This is a genomic window from Prevotella sp. OH937_COT-195 (assembly GCF_003932845.1).
GTDB lineage: Bacteria > Bacteroidota > Bacteroidia > Bacteroidales > Bacteroidaceae > Prevotella.
On record NZ_RQZH01000021.1, the window covers coordinates 34,543 to 48,882 of the forward strand.

Sequence of the window (14,340 nt, forward strand, 5' to 3'; positions counted from 1 at the left end):
TTAATCGTTAATACTGATTTCCTTAAAATCGTCGGCGGCGGCATTGAACGCCGGGCGTTTGTCGCTGTCAGGTGCTAACGTGGGCTTGCCTTGTGGTTTGTCTATGTAGTCTTTGCATAACTCGGCAAACCGTTTCTTACCAATCAACTTTTCAAGGTCGGTGATAGCCCTTAATTCAGTAGGTTTGGTGTATGATTCCGCGGCAAAGCCGTTATTTGCCAAAAGCTGCATCACGGCTTTGGGGTCGGTAATCTTCCGAATACTACGCCCTGCCACAATCTTATAGCCGGCATACTGAACACCGCTTAAAGCCTGTTGCAACGCATATTCTTCGATACCGGCTAACCACGTCTTAATAGTGGCTATCTGTGGCAAAACGATATTTTCCATATCCTCTTTGCTTACTAATAGCGGGTTGGCGTGTTCGGTGGCTGTCTTAACGCATGTTGCTGCCAAAGCCTTGCAACTGCACTTCACCTTACAGAACTGACACCACTCGCCAGGTTTCTGTTCACCTTTACCGCTAAATGCTTCTTTGGCTTTCGGCATAAGTTCGTAAGTAGCCCATCTAAGCAAGTCGGTGGTAGATAGTTCAAACTCCGAAAGATTATCTATTCTCGGCTGCACGATAGTCATTTTTACGCGGCTTATATTATATTCAAAACAGAATGCTTCATAAGCACCTAACGCATAAATTTTCATTTGCGGGTTTTGGTATGCTGATACCTTAACGCCTTTGCCGTATTTGAAATCTATAATCTCTAAACAGCCATCGGCAATAATCATCGTGTCGGCTGTGCCGAAACCATCAGGAATGTATTTAGTAAAGTCCAAACGTACTTCCACCAATAATTGTGCGTCGGGGGTCTTTGCACGGGCGGCGTTGAACTTCTCTAACACGATAACTTTGTACGTGTCCGTGTATTCGTCCATTTCGCCCGTGTGATACTTGTCGAATAACGGCACTATTTCCGCTTCTTCGTCTTTGGTCGGCAATCCCAAAAACTCTTTAAGGCGCTTGGTACAAAAAGCGTGTGCTAAAGTGCCTTCTTCCGCGTATGCGCTGCCCTTGTCCTCTACTTTTTCTTCAAGTCGCGGGGCGGCGGTGCAATTCATCCACCTATGGGCTGCGCTGGGGCTTAATACTGCGTGTAGTCCAGGCATAGTCTAAAACGGTGCTTCAGTTATTATTTCTCCGTCTTTCACTATCAATTCGTCGCACTGCTTAATAAACGATTCGCGCTTATCGGCGGGCAACGTGCTTGGCTTGTCACTACCCAACAGAGCGGCAATATTCTTGAACGTAGCCGTTAGTTGTTTGTGATACTTTTTGTAACCCTCGCTATCGGTATTGTTCTTGTAGTCCTCGCCCTCGATACGTTGGCGGGTACGGTGCATTGCCTCCCTTACATCTTGTTCGGTCAGTTCCTTACCCTCTGCCGATGCTTCGGGCGTTGGTGCTACCTCTGCCTCGGCGGTTGTGTCGGGTGCGGGCTTCGCTTTACCTTTGCCGCGTTTTCCCTGCGTCGTGGCTGCGCTCTCTCCGGGTTGCTCACTTGTCGCCGGTGCTATTTCAGTCGGCGGCGTTCTCTGCAAGATAGACGTAACTAATTGTACGACTTCGGGCGTTACTCCGATATTCACTTGCACGTTAATACTAAAATCTGTTTTCATAACTAATAGTGCTTTTTAGTTAATACTTCATTTCACGGTGTAGGGTGTATATGTCATATATTAATACGCCCATCAGAAAGCCACAAAGGGCAATTTCTATGATAGTTCCAATTATCGGCATAGTCGTAATTATTTAATTGAGTACATACCATTCCAACACTTGATAATCTCCGCACCGGTCGTAACCTTTACCTTACCTGCCTTTCGTACTCTAAACTTAATAAGTCCGTCGGCTTCGTACCGTGCGACGGTGTGCCGGTCTATGTGTAGGGCTTCGGCGGCTTGCTTTTGGTTATACAATCCGTCAGGGTTTACTATCGGCTTATCAATTATCATATAGAGTTTTTGGTAATAGTCAGTTTGTTACTTGTGTAGTCAGTTGAAACACTGAATTTACACCTTAATAAATTCTGCATTTGATAAGCAACAGATTTTCCGTTGTCGCAAGCCTGGGCGTTAGGCAAATCAAACACTTTGGTTTCGCCCATCTGCATTCCTCGCAAATCTTCGCGCGTTACTTTTTCTACTTCCATTTTACTTTTCTCGAACTTTTAGTTAAAATCACTTATTTACTTACTTATATCTTTGGCGGAAAAGAAAAACTGTCGTATCTTTGCAAATGGAATTACATTATAGTTGGGCGCAGATGTCCGACAGTCTTTCTTATGTTCGCGGTTAAATAGTTACTTACTTATACCGAGTGCAAAGATAGACGTTTTCGGGTAATTGTCCAAACATTTAAGACAAAAATGTCTAATAAATAACCTTGTTTAACAATTTGTACCGTAAGCGTATGCAGACAGAAAACGACGTAAGAAATAGAATATCAGTGGTTTTTGCTGAATTTGGCGAAACGCAAAACAAATTAGCGGGCGGCGATTCGGCTACCCAAAAACGTCTAAACCGCCAACTTTCCAATAATGGGGCGGCAATAACGGTAGATACTTTGTTGCTCATACTGAATAAGCACAACGACGTATCGGCTGAATGGCTGTTGCGTGGTATTGGTGATATGCGCACTTTGCCCGCCGGTATGGATGCCCCGGAAGATGCCGAAATAGCAAATCTTGAAACCACCGTAGAAACTTTGTCGAAAATGGTTGCAAAATACAAAGCGCGTATAGACGAATTAGAAGCAATGTATTTGCCCGAACAAAAAAGGAATGTAGGATAATTCGCTTTATACCAAAATACAGAAAAAGATGAAAAGGGTATTTTTAACGATGGCTTGTTTGGTCTGCCTGGTAGCCAACGCCCAAAACTACATTACGGATTTAGACGATACTACAATAGCCGGAACGTGGAACGCCGATATTACAACAGGCGATTTTAACGCGGGCTTTGATAATGAGTATTGGGATATTAAACCAACCGGGCTAACGCTTGCTGATGGTGGGTATAGTATAATATCATTTGCCAATGGGTCGCAATGGTTTTTCAAAGGATATTGGGTTACAACCGCGCCCAATGGCAAATCGTTTCTGCATCTAACGCCGTGGAATAGTGGGCAAAGTAACGTAAACTTTCGGATAGCCCAATTTGATAACGGCAAAATAATACTTTACACCTACAATGGCAACGGTAAAATAGAATTGTCTAAAGATACATCGGCGGGCGTATCAGCTGCCCGCGTTAATGCCGCCAAAGCCAAAGCCTACACCCTTGACGGCGTAGAACTGCCAACGCCAAACAGCGTTAGGGGCGTAATCATTCAGGGCGGCAAAAAGGTAGTTAGGTAGTATGGCAAATCAAAACAACGAAAGTTCGGGTGTGGGCTGTGGAGCGTTTGCCCTTATTATGGGCGGTGTCTTTGCAGCGATTGGCAAAAGTTGGGGCCTTGTCCTTTTGCTTTTAGGCGTGGTTGTCATTGGCGTTTCTATCTGGCTTGCTTATCAGGATAAAGCGGCAAAGGAGAAAGAACGAAAACGCAAAGAACGGTACGCCCAAAAAGCAAGCCGGTTGTTTGAACTGCAAGAAAAGCAATCGGGCAAATCGCCAATCAGCATAACGGTAACAACTGACGATAACGCCCAATACCTATATAATATAAAAGGTATTAACTACTGCGGCGTTACCGATTCTATGTTGGGCGATTTTATAGGCACGGCACGGGCATTAAAATCCAACCCTCACGACCCCTACGCAATCGGCATTTATCGTGGCAATAAGCGTGTAGGTTTCTTGCCTGGTGGCAATAGTGAGTTGCACACTAAAATAATGTCGGTTGGCGGCTCTGTTGATGCTGACGGCTATATAACAAAGTCAGACGATGGCGGGTGCATATTTTATTACGGCAAAGTCAATCTGTTAGGTATTTAATAATGCGAATTTTCAGCAAATCAAATTACAGACAAATTAAAATAGTAAAAATCAATAAGTTATGAACGGAACAAAATTACTTACAGGTAAGACCGCGCTTGTTACCGGCGCGGCACGCGGTATTGGCAAGGCCATCGCGTTGAAGTTTGCCGCAGAGGGGGCAAACGTTGCATTTACAGACCTTGTTATCGACGAGAACGGCAAGGCAACCGAGGCGGAAATCGCTGCTCTCGGCGTGAAGGTCAAGGGATATGCCAGCAATGCTGCCGACTTCAGTCAGACCGAAGAAGTGGTAAAACAAGTGAAGGAAGAGTTTGGCAGTATAGACATACTCGTAAACAATGCCGGTATTACCAAAGACGGACTTATGATGCGCATGACCGAGCAGCAGTGGGATGCCGTGATAGCGGTAAACCTCAAATCGGCATTCAATTTCATTCATGCATGTGTGCCGGTAATGATGCGCCAGCGTGGCGGTTCGATAATAAACATGTCGTCGGTCGTAGGTGTTCACGGCAATGCCGGACAGTCTAACTACGCTGCATCGAAAGCAGGACTGATAGCACTTGCCAAGAGTATCGGTCAGGAGATGGGACCGAAGGGTATCCGTGCAAACGCCATCGCACCGGGTTTCATTGACACTGCAATGACACAGGCTCTGCCGGATGACATACGTAAGGAGTGGATAGGGAAGATTCCATTGCGCCGCGGTGGCAACGTTGAGGACATTGCAAACACCGCGTTATATCTTGCGAGTGATCTTTCAAGTTATGTAAGCGGTCAGGTAATACAGGTTGATGGTGGAATGAATATGTAAGGTTCGCCAATTATCCATAAATGTAAATGTGTCAAAATGTTCAACCACCGGTCACCATGTTGACGATGTTTGAACGTTTTGACACAAATTATTTGACATTACGATGGAAGTAGTTTACGAAGACAATCATATCATCATCGTCAACAAGTCGAGTGGCGAGATAGTGCAGGCAGATAAAACGCGCGACCTCCCTTTGTCAGAGATGGTGAAACAGTACATAAAAGAAGTTTATGCAAAACCCGGTGCGGTGTTTATCGGTGTGGTACATCGGCTTGACCGTCCGGTATTCGGACTTGTGGTATTTGCAAGAACTTCAAAGGCTCTGACACGTCTCAACGGTATGTTCCGTAACGGTGAGGTGCGCAAGACTTATTGGGCAATAGTTCAGAATCGTCCTGCCGCCGACGAGGGCGAACTCGTGCATTGGATTTATCGTAACGAGTCGCAGAACAAAAGTTATGCCCTCGACCATGAGGAGTATGCAGCCAAAAAAGCCATATTGCGTTATCGTGTCATCGGCACTTCCGACAACTACACACTCTTAGAGGTCAATCTCCTCACGGGACGTCATCACCAAATACGCTGTCAGTTGGCTGCCATTGGCTGTCCAATCAAGGGCGATCTGAAATACGGTGCGCGCCGCAGCAATCCCGATGCCAGCATCTCGCTGCTTGCCCGTCACATAGAGTTTGTCCATCCTGTTTCGCGTAAACTAATATCCATTGATGCTCCTCTGCCCAAAGATAATCTCTGGCAGAGTTTTGCGGGTTTGTAAGAAGAATCTACGCGTGCGGTATTAATTACTTATTGGAGATTACAAAAGTGTATGCGTTTTCTTGATGGTCAATAGCATATATTCGATTGTCTTTTACCTCAATATATTGGCATGCAGATCTAAGCAACACCTTTGAAAGTACTTTGCCGTCTTTTTTCCTTACGAGAAACAGGTAGTCTTTTTCGTTGGTAAACCCGTATCCGCAGATGATGTAGTCGCCGTAAATTATGAAAATATCATTGCTTGTCAGGTATGGCGTACTCCATAACACCTCTTTTTTCGTAATGTCAAGACAATAGAGTGACGAGCATGCTCCGTTCAATCCGGACGAATATGAGGGGCATGCGAAATTGTAATATACTCGTCCGTTCTCGTATCTCAAATCTTGTATTTCGCAGTTGTAGTTGTCGGATACTTCGTTCAGGTCTATCTCGTCGAACATGTCTGCTTTTTCGTTGTACAGCGTCAAGATGAACGAGTACTCGCTACTCCCCAAACTATTGCGATACATTGCGTAATATCCGAATTCTGTTTCTCCTGTTATTATTTGTTCCATGTTGCACGTCCTCGGCGTGGGTTTCAGGAATTTTACTTTTATGTCCTCACGCAACCTGTAGAATGTTCCGTTCGGCTTGTTGGAAAATGTAAGTCCCAATGTTTCTTTTGGATTCTTGTTTTCCGGAATGAATTTAATCAGTTTTAGTTTTTGTGCCATTGCACTTGAAGTAATCAGTGCAAGGAGTACCATCATTATTGATTTCTTAATTTTCATAATTGTTTTTTGTTAATGTTAATAATATGTTGGAAAAGCATTGTACCACCCATTGGTAGTACCAAAATTCCTATTTTTCTGCAAAGTTATTGAAAAAAACTAACATGCAAAATTTATTTTGGTATTTTGATGTGTTTTATTAAACCCAAATCTGTCATTAGACCGCATTTTCTTAGAATTACTATTGTGCGTTACGCTTCCCAACTGCTTTAGCCCGCTACGCCTTCGATGAAACGGCTGGACATCTGCTCAACAATCGAACAAAATCGGTTGAGGGTTCTAATGACCGATTTGGGTTAAAATCGTTTTTAATACTTTATTGTTTGTATTCTGATTGTCGTTTTGTTGTTTCTTACTAAATCAATACAACAAGAAATGTTTGTTATGCCGCTAAACGGATAATTACAGATGTTCGTATCTCACGATTTACGGGAAATAATTTACTGTAGATTATCTCATTATGTTCGGTACGGTGATTTCTTTAATTCATATATCTTAATTCCTATTGAAAACAATGTTCAGAAAGGATAACCCACGGCGAAGTTCAGCGACTGCATGTTTCGGAATCCGCGAATGTTGAAATATCCATGATTTCCGGTATTATATGGCGAGTGTAGAGCGAATCCCCAATCTATGCGTAGCACGAGAAATTCAAGGTCGTAGCGGAGTCCGAAACCCGTTCCGAGCGCGAGGTCGCGCGGCAGTTTGTTGAGTTTGAAGCGTTCGTTGTCCATGCTGTCACTGCTGATGTTCCATACATTTCCTGCATCAATGAATAGTGCCCCGTTAAGGCTGCCGAATATGTTGAAACGGTATTCCAGATTTGCGAGTAACTTTATGTCGCCCGTCTGCAGTAGATAATTCAGGTCGCTGTTGTCGGGTATTGTGCGTCCCGGACCAACACTCCTTACCGGGAACGCCCGGATACTGTTTGCACCACCAACGAAGAATTGTTCGCTGAACGGCGAGTAAGTGTTGTTGCCGTAACTCCATATTCCTCCCGCATTGAGATGTGCGACGAGTGAAGTTTTCTCTCCGAAACGCCAACGCTTTACGAAATCGGTGCTAATTTTCAGGAACTGTGCATACGGGTTTTTGAAAAGTTGTTTGCCTCTCTCCGTCCATTTCCTTCCCGTTAACATGAAACTGAGCGACACAATGTTTCCTGCTTCCGACACGGTCGTTTCCCATGCAATAGGGTTACGCGTTCCTTTCGGACTGGAATAGGTGTAGGTGTATGTGAGTTTGTTTACGAACTGGTCAGAAAGGGCTTGTGTGAGATACGCACTGTTTCCCACGATAGAGTCGAAGAGATGAGTGATTTTGTTTTTGAACTGATAGACTACCGTCAATGGTGACAATCTGTGGGTTGATGTCGGTGTGGATTGCCATTTGTATGTCAATTCTCCCGAAGCGGTGTGCATGCGGAAATAGTCTGACCGGCTTTCAATGTCAAATCCCAATTTCAGCATTGTTGTCGGTGGCGATACATAATGTTTTCTTCGCAAGTTCTTCTCGCGCCGCCTTTGGTTAAGTGCTCGTCGCTGACTGTTTAATATGTTGAAAGGTGTCACTATTCGTGGGAATGTGAGTGATGCGTCAATTCCCACTTTATAAGTGGCCATGTCCGAGTAGTCAACGAGTTTCTTCGTTGTGCGCCATTCGTACAGACCATGCATGTTTATGTCAAATGTCTCTCCTCCGCGGAATATGTTCCGCTTGGTCAGTCCGAGCACCAATTCCGGCCCCATCCGTCCCGTGGTGCGTCCGTGCATGTTCGTTTCGATGTAGAAATCATATTTCTTGTCGAATATGCATGATATGTTAAGGTCGAGCGTATCACATGTCTGCAAACTGTCGCGTGGCGTTAACGTGAAATTTACCATGCTGAACAGTCCCGAAGATGATATTTTGTTCTCTGTTTCGAGTAAGTCATCGTAGCAGAACGTTTGTCCTTTCCGAATGTTGATTTCCCGTCCCACCACAGCCGTCCTTATAGGAGGTCTGCGCCCGTTGAAATACACCGTAAACTTATTTTTTTTCACAGAGTCGGTCGGAATGTCAGTTACGAAACGTTTAAAAGTAAGTCCGACTCGCCCGATATACCATTTGTGCTTTGCTTTCTCGGGAATACCGTCTGCGAGTTGGAAGCGCAACCGCACCTTTCCCGGCATCATCAGAGTGTCTGCCAGATATGATGCGTAAGAGGGTTGGTAGTAATAATACCCGTTGTTGCGGAACAAATGTGATATTCGTGAGCGTTCCGCATCGAGTGCCGCAACGCTGAATGGTGTTCCGCTGCGTATTATCGCATCGTCCATGGTTTGCTTTATCAGATTGCTGCTCACTGCCGGGAAACCGGTATATTCAACGGAATCTATCGTATAGAGATGGTTCATCTCTATATTATAGCGTATTTTACCCTTCTTCGGGTTTCTCTGTGTTATTTCGTCATAGCCCACCTTGCCATGGAAATATCCGTGGTTGTGCAGTACACTCTGTGCCACTGTGGAGCGAAGTGCGCCGTTTGCATCGCTCATTAGAACCGGTTCTTTCCCGAAAGTTCGTGTTATCCACTTGCCAAACTTACCTTCGGAGCGCGAGAAAGCGTTCCACACCCACAGACCTATCGGGAACGGTGAGCGAACCGACGAACTCCCGAAGAGTGCACCGTTGGGTTCGCATGCCAATACTGCTTCCAATTCTTCCTGCATTGCATCGAAATGCGGACTTGGTTCGTAGTTGGTATAGTTTATTTTGTCAATTCCCACATACAACTGCTCTCCCTCTGTCAGCGCACTCGTGGTGGAGCATGCCGCCATGATCACTGCGCAACACAGCATTATGGTCGGCAGTGCAAATATCGTTTTGCTATTCCTTTTCTGTCGTTCCATTTGCTTTGTTGTTTATCGTGTCTTGTATTGTGTGCATTTTGTCGAGTTTCATTCTTCCGTCGTCTTTATCATTTCTGAATAATTCCTGAAAATGGTTCACTTTGCGTCTCCATATAAATCCCACTCCGTATTCGCTGTTTTCGCCTTCCAGCCAGTCGTATGCCCCGTGGTCGTAGAAAAGTTTCAGGTATTTGTTCGAAGTCTGACTCATGCGGTACTCGAACGTGACGTTGTCGAAGAATGCCTGATCGCGGTTGTCAAGGTTTGACCCCGTGGATATTTTTCCACCTACAACCACCCGCAGCCGGTTGTTCCAGAATCTTTTTGCGAAGCGGAAACTGTAATCGGTGTACATGTCTCCCGAGGCATCGAAAGCATTGTCAACTCCGAAACTTATGTCGATTGTGCGCAGAGCATTGCCTGCAATGTTGTTTATCTCGCTTTGCAGGAACGAACTTAAAGCGTTGTTCATGGACACTCCCGTATTATTTCCTCCCGAGAGATACATTCCTGTGGTCAGCATAGCCACTGCCAGTTTTCCCCGTTCCTCTTCGCTCATTATGTTCAGTTCGTCTTGTACCGCCATGTCTTCCGGTGCCGATATTACGAACTGCAGTCCCATGTCCTGCATCGTCTTGCTTATCACCACTCCGCATTCAAAATCCACACTACGGTTTTGTTCGCCGTTTGCCACAGTCGATTTTGTATGTTCGGTGGCGGTAATGTTTAGTCGCGGATTCATCGGGTCGCCGGTAAACTCAATGTAACTGCCGTCTTTTATGGTAAATGTCTTGAGCGGAATTACCGGCATCGAGTATTTCATCTCACCATTGTTCAGTGTGTATTTCCCCCTTATACGGAAACTCTCCGAAGGTGTGTAGCGCAGTCGCAGCGAACCGTCTCCCATTAAATCTACATAGTTGGAGTGGTCGGCTTTCAGATAGCATACCACCCGTGCCGCGCGGTCGATGTTTATTGTCAGATCCATATCGAATCCCATGGGTACGTTGTGTTGTACGGCGGTTTGGGTAGTGTCGGCAAAGTCGGTAAAGCGCACGAGTTCTTCAATCCGGTAGTCGGTTGTAATAGGATTGTCTCGCAAGATGTATGACATGTCTGTCGTTCCCAGTACATCCATTCTTCCGCGCATTCTAAGATAGTTCAGCGAACCTTCCAGCGACCCTGCGAAGTCAACATTGGCTTTTCCGAACGCTTCGCTGCGCCGTGTCTCCTTTGAGTTTATTATTTGGAAGTTTCGTGCAGCCATGCCGATGTTCAGTGTAATGTCTCCGAGGTCGGAGAAATCGATGTTGCCGTTTACCGACATCGGTGTGCCGTTGGTGGAGTATAGGCTGAAATCTTTGAACTGCACCTTACTCCCGATTACTTTTACCGGCATCGTGTCGAAGCGCATGTGCATGCCGTAAGGTTCGCTAACGAGGAAAGCGTCGGTTAGTGCCAACGAACCGTCAACCTGCGGTCTGTCCAATTGTCCGCGTATGTCGAGACTGCCGTCTGCCACACCTTCGAAGTTCACAATCCTGTCAGGCATCATTCCGTTGAGTATGCTCAGCGGCATCTTCTCCATGTTCAGCACGGCATCAAGGTATCCTCCGCCCTCCGATTTGTATGTACCACGCACCGTTGCCACCTGTGTCTCGTCGTTGTAAATTATTCCATCTATATAGTGTGAGCCGCCGTCTTTCGGCATATATACGAACTCGGTTCCGAGGTTTCCTATCGGGCTTCCTTCGTATGTCATCTCTTTCACGTTGATAGTCGTACTTACCGAGATGTCTTCCTCGGTCTGTATGAAGTGATAGTCGCAGTCTATCGTTCCCGACATGCGTGGCATATATGGCACCACGGCAACGATGTCCTCTATTTTCAGTTTGTTTATTGAGAGTGTAAGATCCTGAAGTGCATCCGTATTGTTGTCGGTGGAGAACAACTGCACATAAACGCCATCGGCCGAGTTCATTCTCAAGTTTGCAGACAATCTTCGGTCGTTCCCCATGAATACATAATTGTCTTCATTGACGGCGAAATTCTTGTAGCCGATAACGGGGTTGTCGGTAATCAGGCGCATGCGAATCCCTTCCTCTTCCATTTCTGCCGTTGCTCCGAGTCTTATTCCCATCACATCGCGATGGTCGTAGTAGCGCAGGCTCAGGGCAAGTCCTTTCTCAACCAAATATCCGTCTATGAGTGCATTGAATACATATTGCGGATTTTTTTTGTTGTTGCGCACTTGACCATTGAAGCGGAACTGTCCGGCATCCGAATACATTATGAGCCGCACCGTATCGAGTTGTACGCTGTCGGCAAGCAATCGGTGGACTTCCATTTTTCCGTTTAGTCCCGTTTGTGGAGACGAAGTGATGTCTGCCTTGGCAGCATCGAACGAGTAACCGAACATCTGCAGAACTTTGTTCACGAAATTGTCGCTGCCCGATTCGATCATTATGCTTGCCGTGGGGAGTTTCTCCCATAGTGCGGATTGGTCTATGACCTTGTCGTCGAGATCTTCCTTTATCTGTGCCACCACATTGTCTGTCTGCCTCATCAGCGTCTTGTATCCTCCGCGTGCATCAATGTTTACAAAGAAATCGCCGTTGGTTGCCGCGAGGCGTGTGGTATCGTTGTTTGTGAGTAGGTATATGTTGATGTCGTCCGGAAAATATTCTTTACCGCCTTCATGCACAGCGAGGTCGCTCACAGTGCCTTTTACATCGTACGACCGGTTCATGTCCGTTGTCATGTTGATATGTGTACAGAAACCGGCCGACAGCGGTGTTTCTGCAAGTTTCAGTCCGTAGAAATCAATGTGCGACATGTCGGCAGTCAGCGTTGCTTTTATCTCTCTTGAGCCGAGTTGTGCATAGAATATGACATCGCCCTTTATAAGCGGGTTGTTACTTTTGATATTGGCAAGGGCATGCCCGTTTTGCATAGTTAGTTTTCCACCCATTCCGCTGAGGTCGTAGCCGGAATATCCGAATTTTGTTATCTCCACGTCGGCTTCTATTCGGGTGTTTGGGGAATATATGTCCGTTCCACCGCCTTTCACTGCAATCTTTCCACTGAACGGTCCGAGTCCTTTTTTAGGAACGAAATGTCCGAGATTCAGTCCGCGGGTCGTGAGGTTTGCGTTATATGTCATGTTCCCTGCGGTGTTGATGTCGGCATGCCCGGTAATCGTACCTCCCCCCTCGGTGGCACGGAACTCGGTCTTGTATCTTTTTCTGTCGGCATAGAATTTTCCCGTTATGCCTATTCCGCGTGGAATTTCCATGCCGTCGAGCGTACCGGCCGGCAGTGTCGATGTGGCAAAGTCAAGGTTATAGGTACGTGCATCGGCAAACAGATTTGCTCTGATGTTGGCAGGGTCGGAGATATTGTCTATTGTCCCGTGGGCGTTTATGTGGAAGGCGGTAGGCAGATCGGCGACAAGTCCTGCCAGCACCATGTGTCGCATGTTACCCTTAAGTACCGTTTTCACTTTCAACGGCAGTGCCGGCCATTTCCGTCTGAAAGCCTCCGGCATGTCTGCCATGAACAACATGATGTCTTGTTTCCCGATATATCCGTCCGCTGTAAGATGCATCTTTCCGGGTATCGTTTCGCTGAAAGTGTTCTTGTCCATTACGAAATGCACTTTCATTTGCGACTCCGAGGTGGTAAGGTTTGCGTTCGGGAGGTGTATTTTTTCGGCATCGATGCCGAAATGTGATGTGAACTCACGTACATCGAGTCCGCTTTTTTCTTTGAATGAAGACTGTCTTATGTTAATTGCTATCTTCGGCGAACAGAAATCGAACGAGTCAGCTTCGAGCGTTATGTCCGTCAGTGCGAGATGACTGAAGTCAAGTCCCTTACTGTGCGGTTCGTAGTTGTAGTCAAGTCCGAATGCGCCACCGTTCCATTTCAGGTGTCTCACGCTGTATTGGCTTCGGTACAAATCGATATGTGCATCTGTTGCCGCCGCCTTTTCGATTGCCACTTTTACCGACATCGTGTCGCCGGGCATGTGCAGTGCGAGTCGGCTCTGTTCTATGTGGAGACGGTCTATGTTCACCTTCCATCGGTTGTCGCTTGCCGTGGTGTCTTCCGGTACGCTGTCGGCAAGTTCGATGTTCAGGTCGGCACCGTCGAGCATTGCGTTATTCACGCGTATTGTTCCCTCGCCGATGTATATGCCGTGACTTTCGAGGTACAGCCGTTCAAGGCTTCCTCTTATACGTGAGGATTGTATCAGTCCGTCGGTGTTCACCTTCACTCCGTCAAATTGCAAAGCATCAATCTCCACGTTCCCCCCGAGCAGCGGCAGCAGCCTCACGTCAACCACAAGTTCGCGTGCATCGGCGATTGTATCTGTCAGGTTGGGTATCGAGTCGTTTGGTTTCTCAACATGAAGTCCTCCTATCTTGAGATTGAGCGGAAAACTGAGTCCAACACGCTCAATCTTTATGTCCATTCCTGTCTGTTCCGATGCATATCCGGCAATTTTCCCGACAGCCCATTCTTGGAACGGTGGGAAGTATATCATTGCGGTAAGAGCCGCAACCGTAATAATAATGGCAAGTATGGTAATGCCTGTCCTCTTTATTCTTTTCTTCATTTATATACTGTCGTAATCGCCACTATCGCAACAACGAATGATAGTTTGCGAGGCATAAAAGCGAGTGCAAATTAATAAAAAATAATTCAGATAAACGAATAAAAGCAACAAAAAGATTGCTCCTCCTCTCAAAAAACATTACCATGACGAGGCTTCTCTTCTATGTCATCACGACTCTGTTTTGTCAGTAATGTTCCTTTGTGATAAATTCTCCGACATCTTTTTTGCATGTTGCCGATGACATGGTTGTCTCATAACTTGCATTAAACCCCAATCTGTCATTAGAACCCTCAACCGATTTTGTTCGATTGTTGAGCAGATGTGCAACCGTTTCATCGAAGGCGTAGCGGGCTGCGTTGGGATGTAATGGCTGCGCAGATGTCAGCAAGCGGGCTAAAGCAGTCGGGAAGCGTAACGGCAATGGCAAATCTAAGCAAATGCGGTCTAATGACAGATTTGGGTTAAACA

Annotated in this window: 13 protein-coding genes; 5 read left to right on the forward strand and 8 right to left on the reverse strand. The window is 46.1% G+C overall.

The genetic code is table 11. The features are described from left to right. The 4 genes from EII32_RS08615 to EII32_RS08630 all read right to left on the reverse strand — a co-directional run bounded on the left by EII32_RS08615 (position 1) and on the right by EII32_RS08630 (position 2,207). On the reverse strand, positions 1-1,164 hold the full coding sequence (locus EII32_RS08615; protein WP_125235026.1) for a DUF2800 domain-containing protein: 1,164 nt from the start codon (positions 1,162-1,164) through the stop codon (positions 1-3). Between the two features lie 3 nt (positions 1,165-1,167). Then, the gene (locus tag EII32_RS08620; protein WP_125235027.1) at positions 1,168-1,674 is read right to left on the reverse strand and encodes a hypothetical protein; all 507 of its coding nucleotides are present in this window, start codon (positions 1,672-1,674) and stop codon (positions 1,168-1,170) included. Positions 1,675-1,803: 129 nt separating this feature from the next. Beyond that, complete coding sequence (locus tag EII32_RS08625; protein ID WP_125235028.1) at positions 1,804-2,010, reverse strand: hypothetical protein; 207 nt, start codon at positions 2,008-2,010, stop codon at positions 1,804-1,806. Further along, complete coding sequence (locus EII32_RS08630) at positions 2,007-2,207, reverse strand: hypothetical protein (RefSeq protein ID WP_125235029.1); 201 nt, start codon at positions 2,205-2,207, stop codon at positions 2,007-2,009. The genes EII32_RS08625 and EII32_RS08630 overlap by 4 nt, the downstream gene beginning before the upstream one ends. 260 nt (positions 2,208-2,467) lie before the next feature. On the opposite strand from EII32_RS08630, the gene EII32_RS08635 reads away from it, so the two are divergent. The 5 genes from EII32_RS08635 (at position 2,468) to EII32_RS08655 (ending at position 5,585) form a co-directional block, all read left to right on the forward strand. After that, positions 2,468-2,848 carry a hypothetical protein gene (locus EII32_RS08635; protein ID WP_125235030.1) on the forward strand — a complete coding sequence of 127 codons (381 nt, stop codon included), beginning with the start codon at positions 2,468-2,470 and terminating at the stop codon, positions 2,846-2,848. A 28-nt stretch (positions 2,849-2,876) separates the two neighbouring features. Beyond that, positions 2,877-3,413: a hypothetical protein gene (locus tag EII32_RS08640; RefSeq protein ID WP_125235031.1), complete on the forward strand. Its 537-nt coding sequence runs from the start codon at positions 2,877-2,879 to the stop codon at positions 3,411-3,413. A gap of 1 nt (position 3,414) precedes the next feature. Continuing rightward, on the forward strand, positions 3,415-3,993 hold the full coding sequence (locus tag EII32_RS08645) for a hypothetical protein (RefSeq protein WP_125235032.1): 579 nt from the start codon (positions 3,415-3,417) through the stop codon (positions 3,991-3,993). Positions 3,994-4,054: 61 nt separating this feature from the next. Then, positions 4,055-4,810, forward strand: coding sequence for a 3-oxoacyl-[acyl-carrier-protein] reductase (gene fabG, locus EII32_RS08650; RefSeq protein ID WP_125235033.1), 756 nt, complete (start codon positions 4,055-4,057; stop codon positions 4,808-4,810). Positions 4,811-4,913: 103 nt separating this feature from the next. Further along, the gene (locus tag EII32_RS08655) at positions 4,914-5,585 is read left to right on the forward strand and encodes an RluA family pseudouridine synthase (RefSeq protein WP_125235034.1); all 672 of its coding nucleotides are present in this window, start codon (positions 4,914-4,916) and stop codon (positions 5,583-5,585) included. Between the two features lie 25 nt (positions 5,586-5,610). On the opposite strand, the gene EII32_RS08660 is transcribed toward EII32_RS08655, so the two are convergent. From EII32_RS08660 to EII32_RS08675, 4 genes are all read right to left on the reverse strand, one after another. Next, positions 5,611-6,357: a hypothetical protein gene (locus tag EII32_RS08660; protein ID WP_125235035.1), complete on the reverse strand. Its 747-nt coding sequence runs from the start codon at positions 6,355-6,357 to the stop codon at positions 5,611-5,613. 518 nt (positions 6,358-6,875) lie between these two features. After that, positions 6,876-9,251, reverse strand: a complete 2,376-nt coding sequence (locus EII32_RS08665) for a BamA/TamA family outer membrane protein (protein WP_125235036.1) — start codon at positions 9,249-9,251, stop codon at positions 6,876-6,878. After that, positions 9,229-13,872: a translocation/assembly module TamB domain-containing protein gene (locus tag EII32_RS08670; protein ID WP_125235037.1), complete on the reverse strand. Its 4,644-nt coding sequence runs from the start codon at positions 13,870-13,872 to the stop codon at positions 9,229-9,231. The genes EII32_RS08665 and EII32_RS08670 overlap by 23 nt, the downstream gene beginning before the upstream one ends. 184 nt (positions 13,873-14,056) lie before the next feature. Then, a partial coding sequence (locus EII32_RS08675) for a hypothetical protein (RefSeq protein ID WP_233582352.1) occupies positions 14,057-14,340 on the reverse strand: 284 nt, incomplete at its 5' end.

Coding starts and splice junctions, on each gene's coding strand:
- EII32_RS08625 (WP_125235028.1), bottom strand. CDS start 2,010: ATGATAATTGATAAGCCGATAGTAAACCCTGACGGATTGTATAACCAA.
- EII32_RS08655 (WP_125235034.1), top strand. CDS start 4,914: ATGGAAGTAGTTTACGAAGACAATCATATCATCATCGTCAACAAGTCG.
- EII32_RS08660 (WP_125235035.1), bottom strand. CDS start 6,357: ATGAAAATTAAGAAATCAATAATGATGGTACTCCTTGCACTGATTACT.
- EII32_RS08615 (WP_125235026.1), bottom strand. CDS start 1,164: ATGCCTGGACTACACGCAGTATTAAGCCCCAGCGCAGCCCATAGGTGG.
- fabG (WP_125235033.1), top strand. CDS start 4,055: ATGAACGGAACAAAATTACTTACAGGTAAGACCGCGCTTGTTACCGGC.
- EII32_RS08630 (WP_125235029.1), bottom strand. CDS start 2,207: ATGGAAGTAGAAAAAGTAACGCGCGAAGATTTGCGAGGAATGCAGATG.
- EII32_RS08670 (WP_125235037.1), bottom strand. CDS start 13,872: ATGAAGAAAAGAATAAAGAGGACAGGCATTACCATACTTGCCATTATT.
- EII32_RS08645 (WP_125235032.1), top strand. CDS start 3,415: ATGGCAAATCAAAACAACGAAAGTTCGGGTGTGGGCTGTGGAGCGTTT.
- EII32_RS08665 (WP_125235036.1), bottom strand. CDS start 9,251: ATGGAACGACAGAAAAGGAATAGCAAAACGATATTTGCACTGCCGACC.
- EII32_RS08620 (WP_125235027.1), bottom strand. CDS start 1,674: ATGAAAACAGATTTTAGTATTAACGTGCAAGTGAATATCGGAGTAACG.
- EII32_RS08640 (WP_125235031.1), top strand. CDS start 2,877: ATGAAAAGGGTATTTTTAACGATGGCTTGTTTGGTCTGCCTGGTAGCC.
- EII32_RS08635 (WP_125235030.1), top strand. CDS start 2,468: ATGCAGACAGAAAACGACGTAAGAAATAGAATATCAGTGGTTTTTGCT.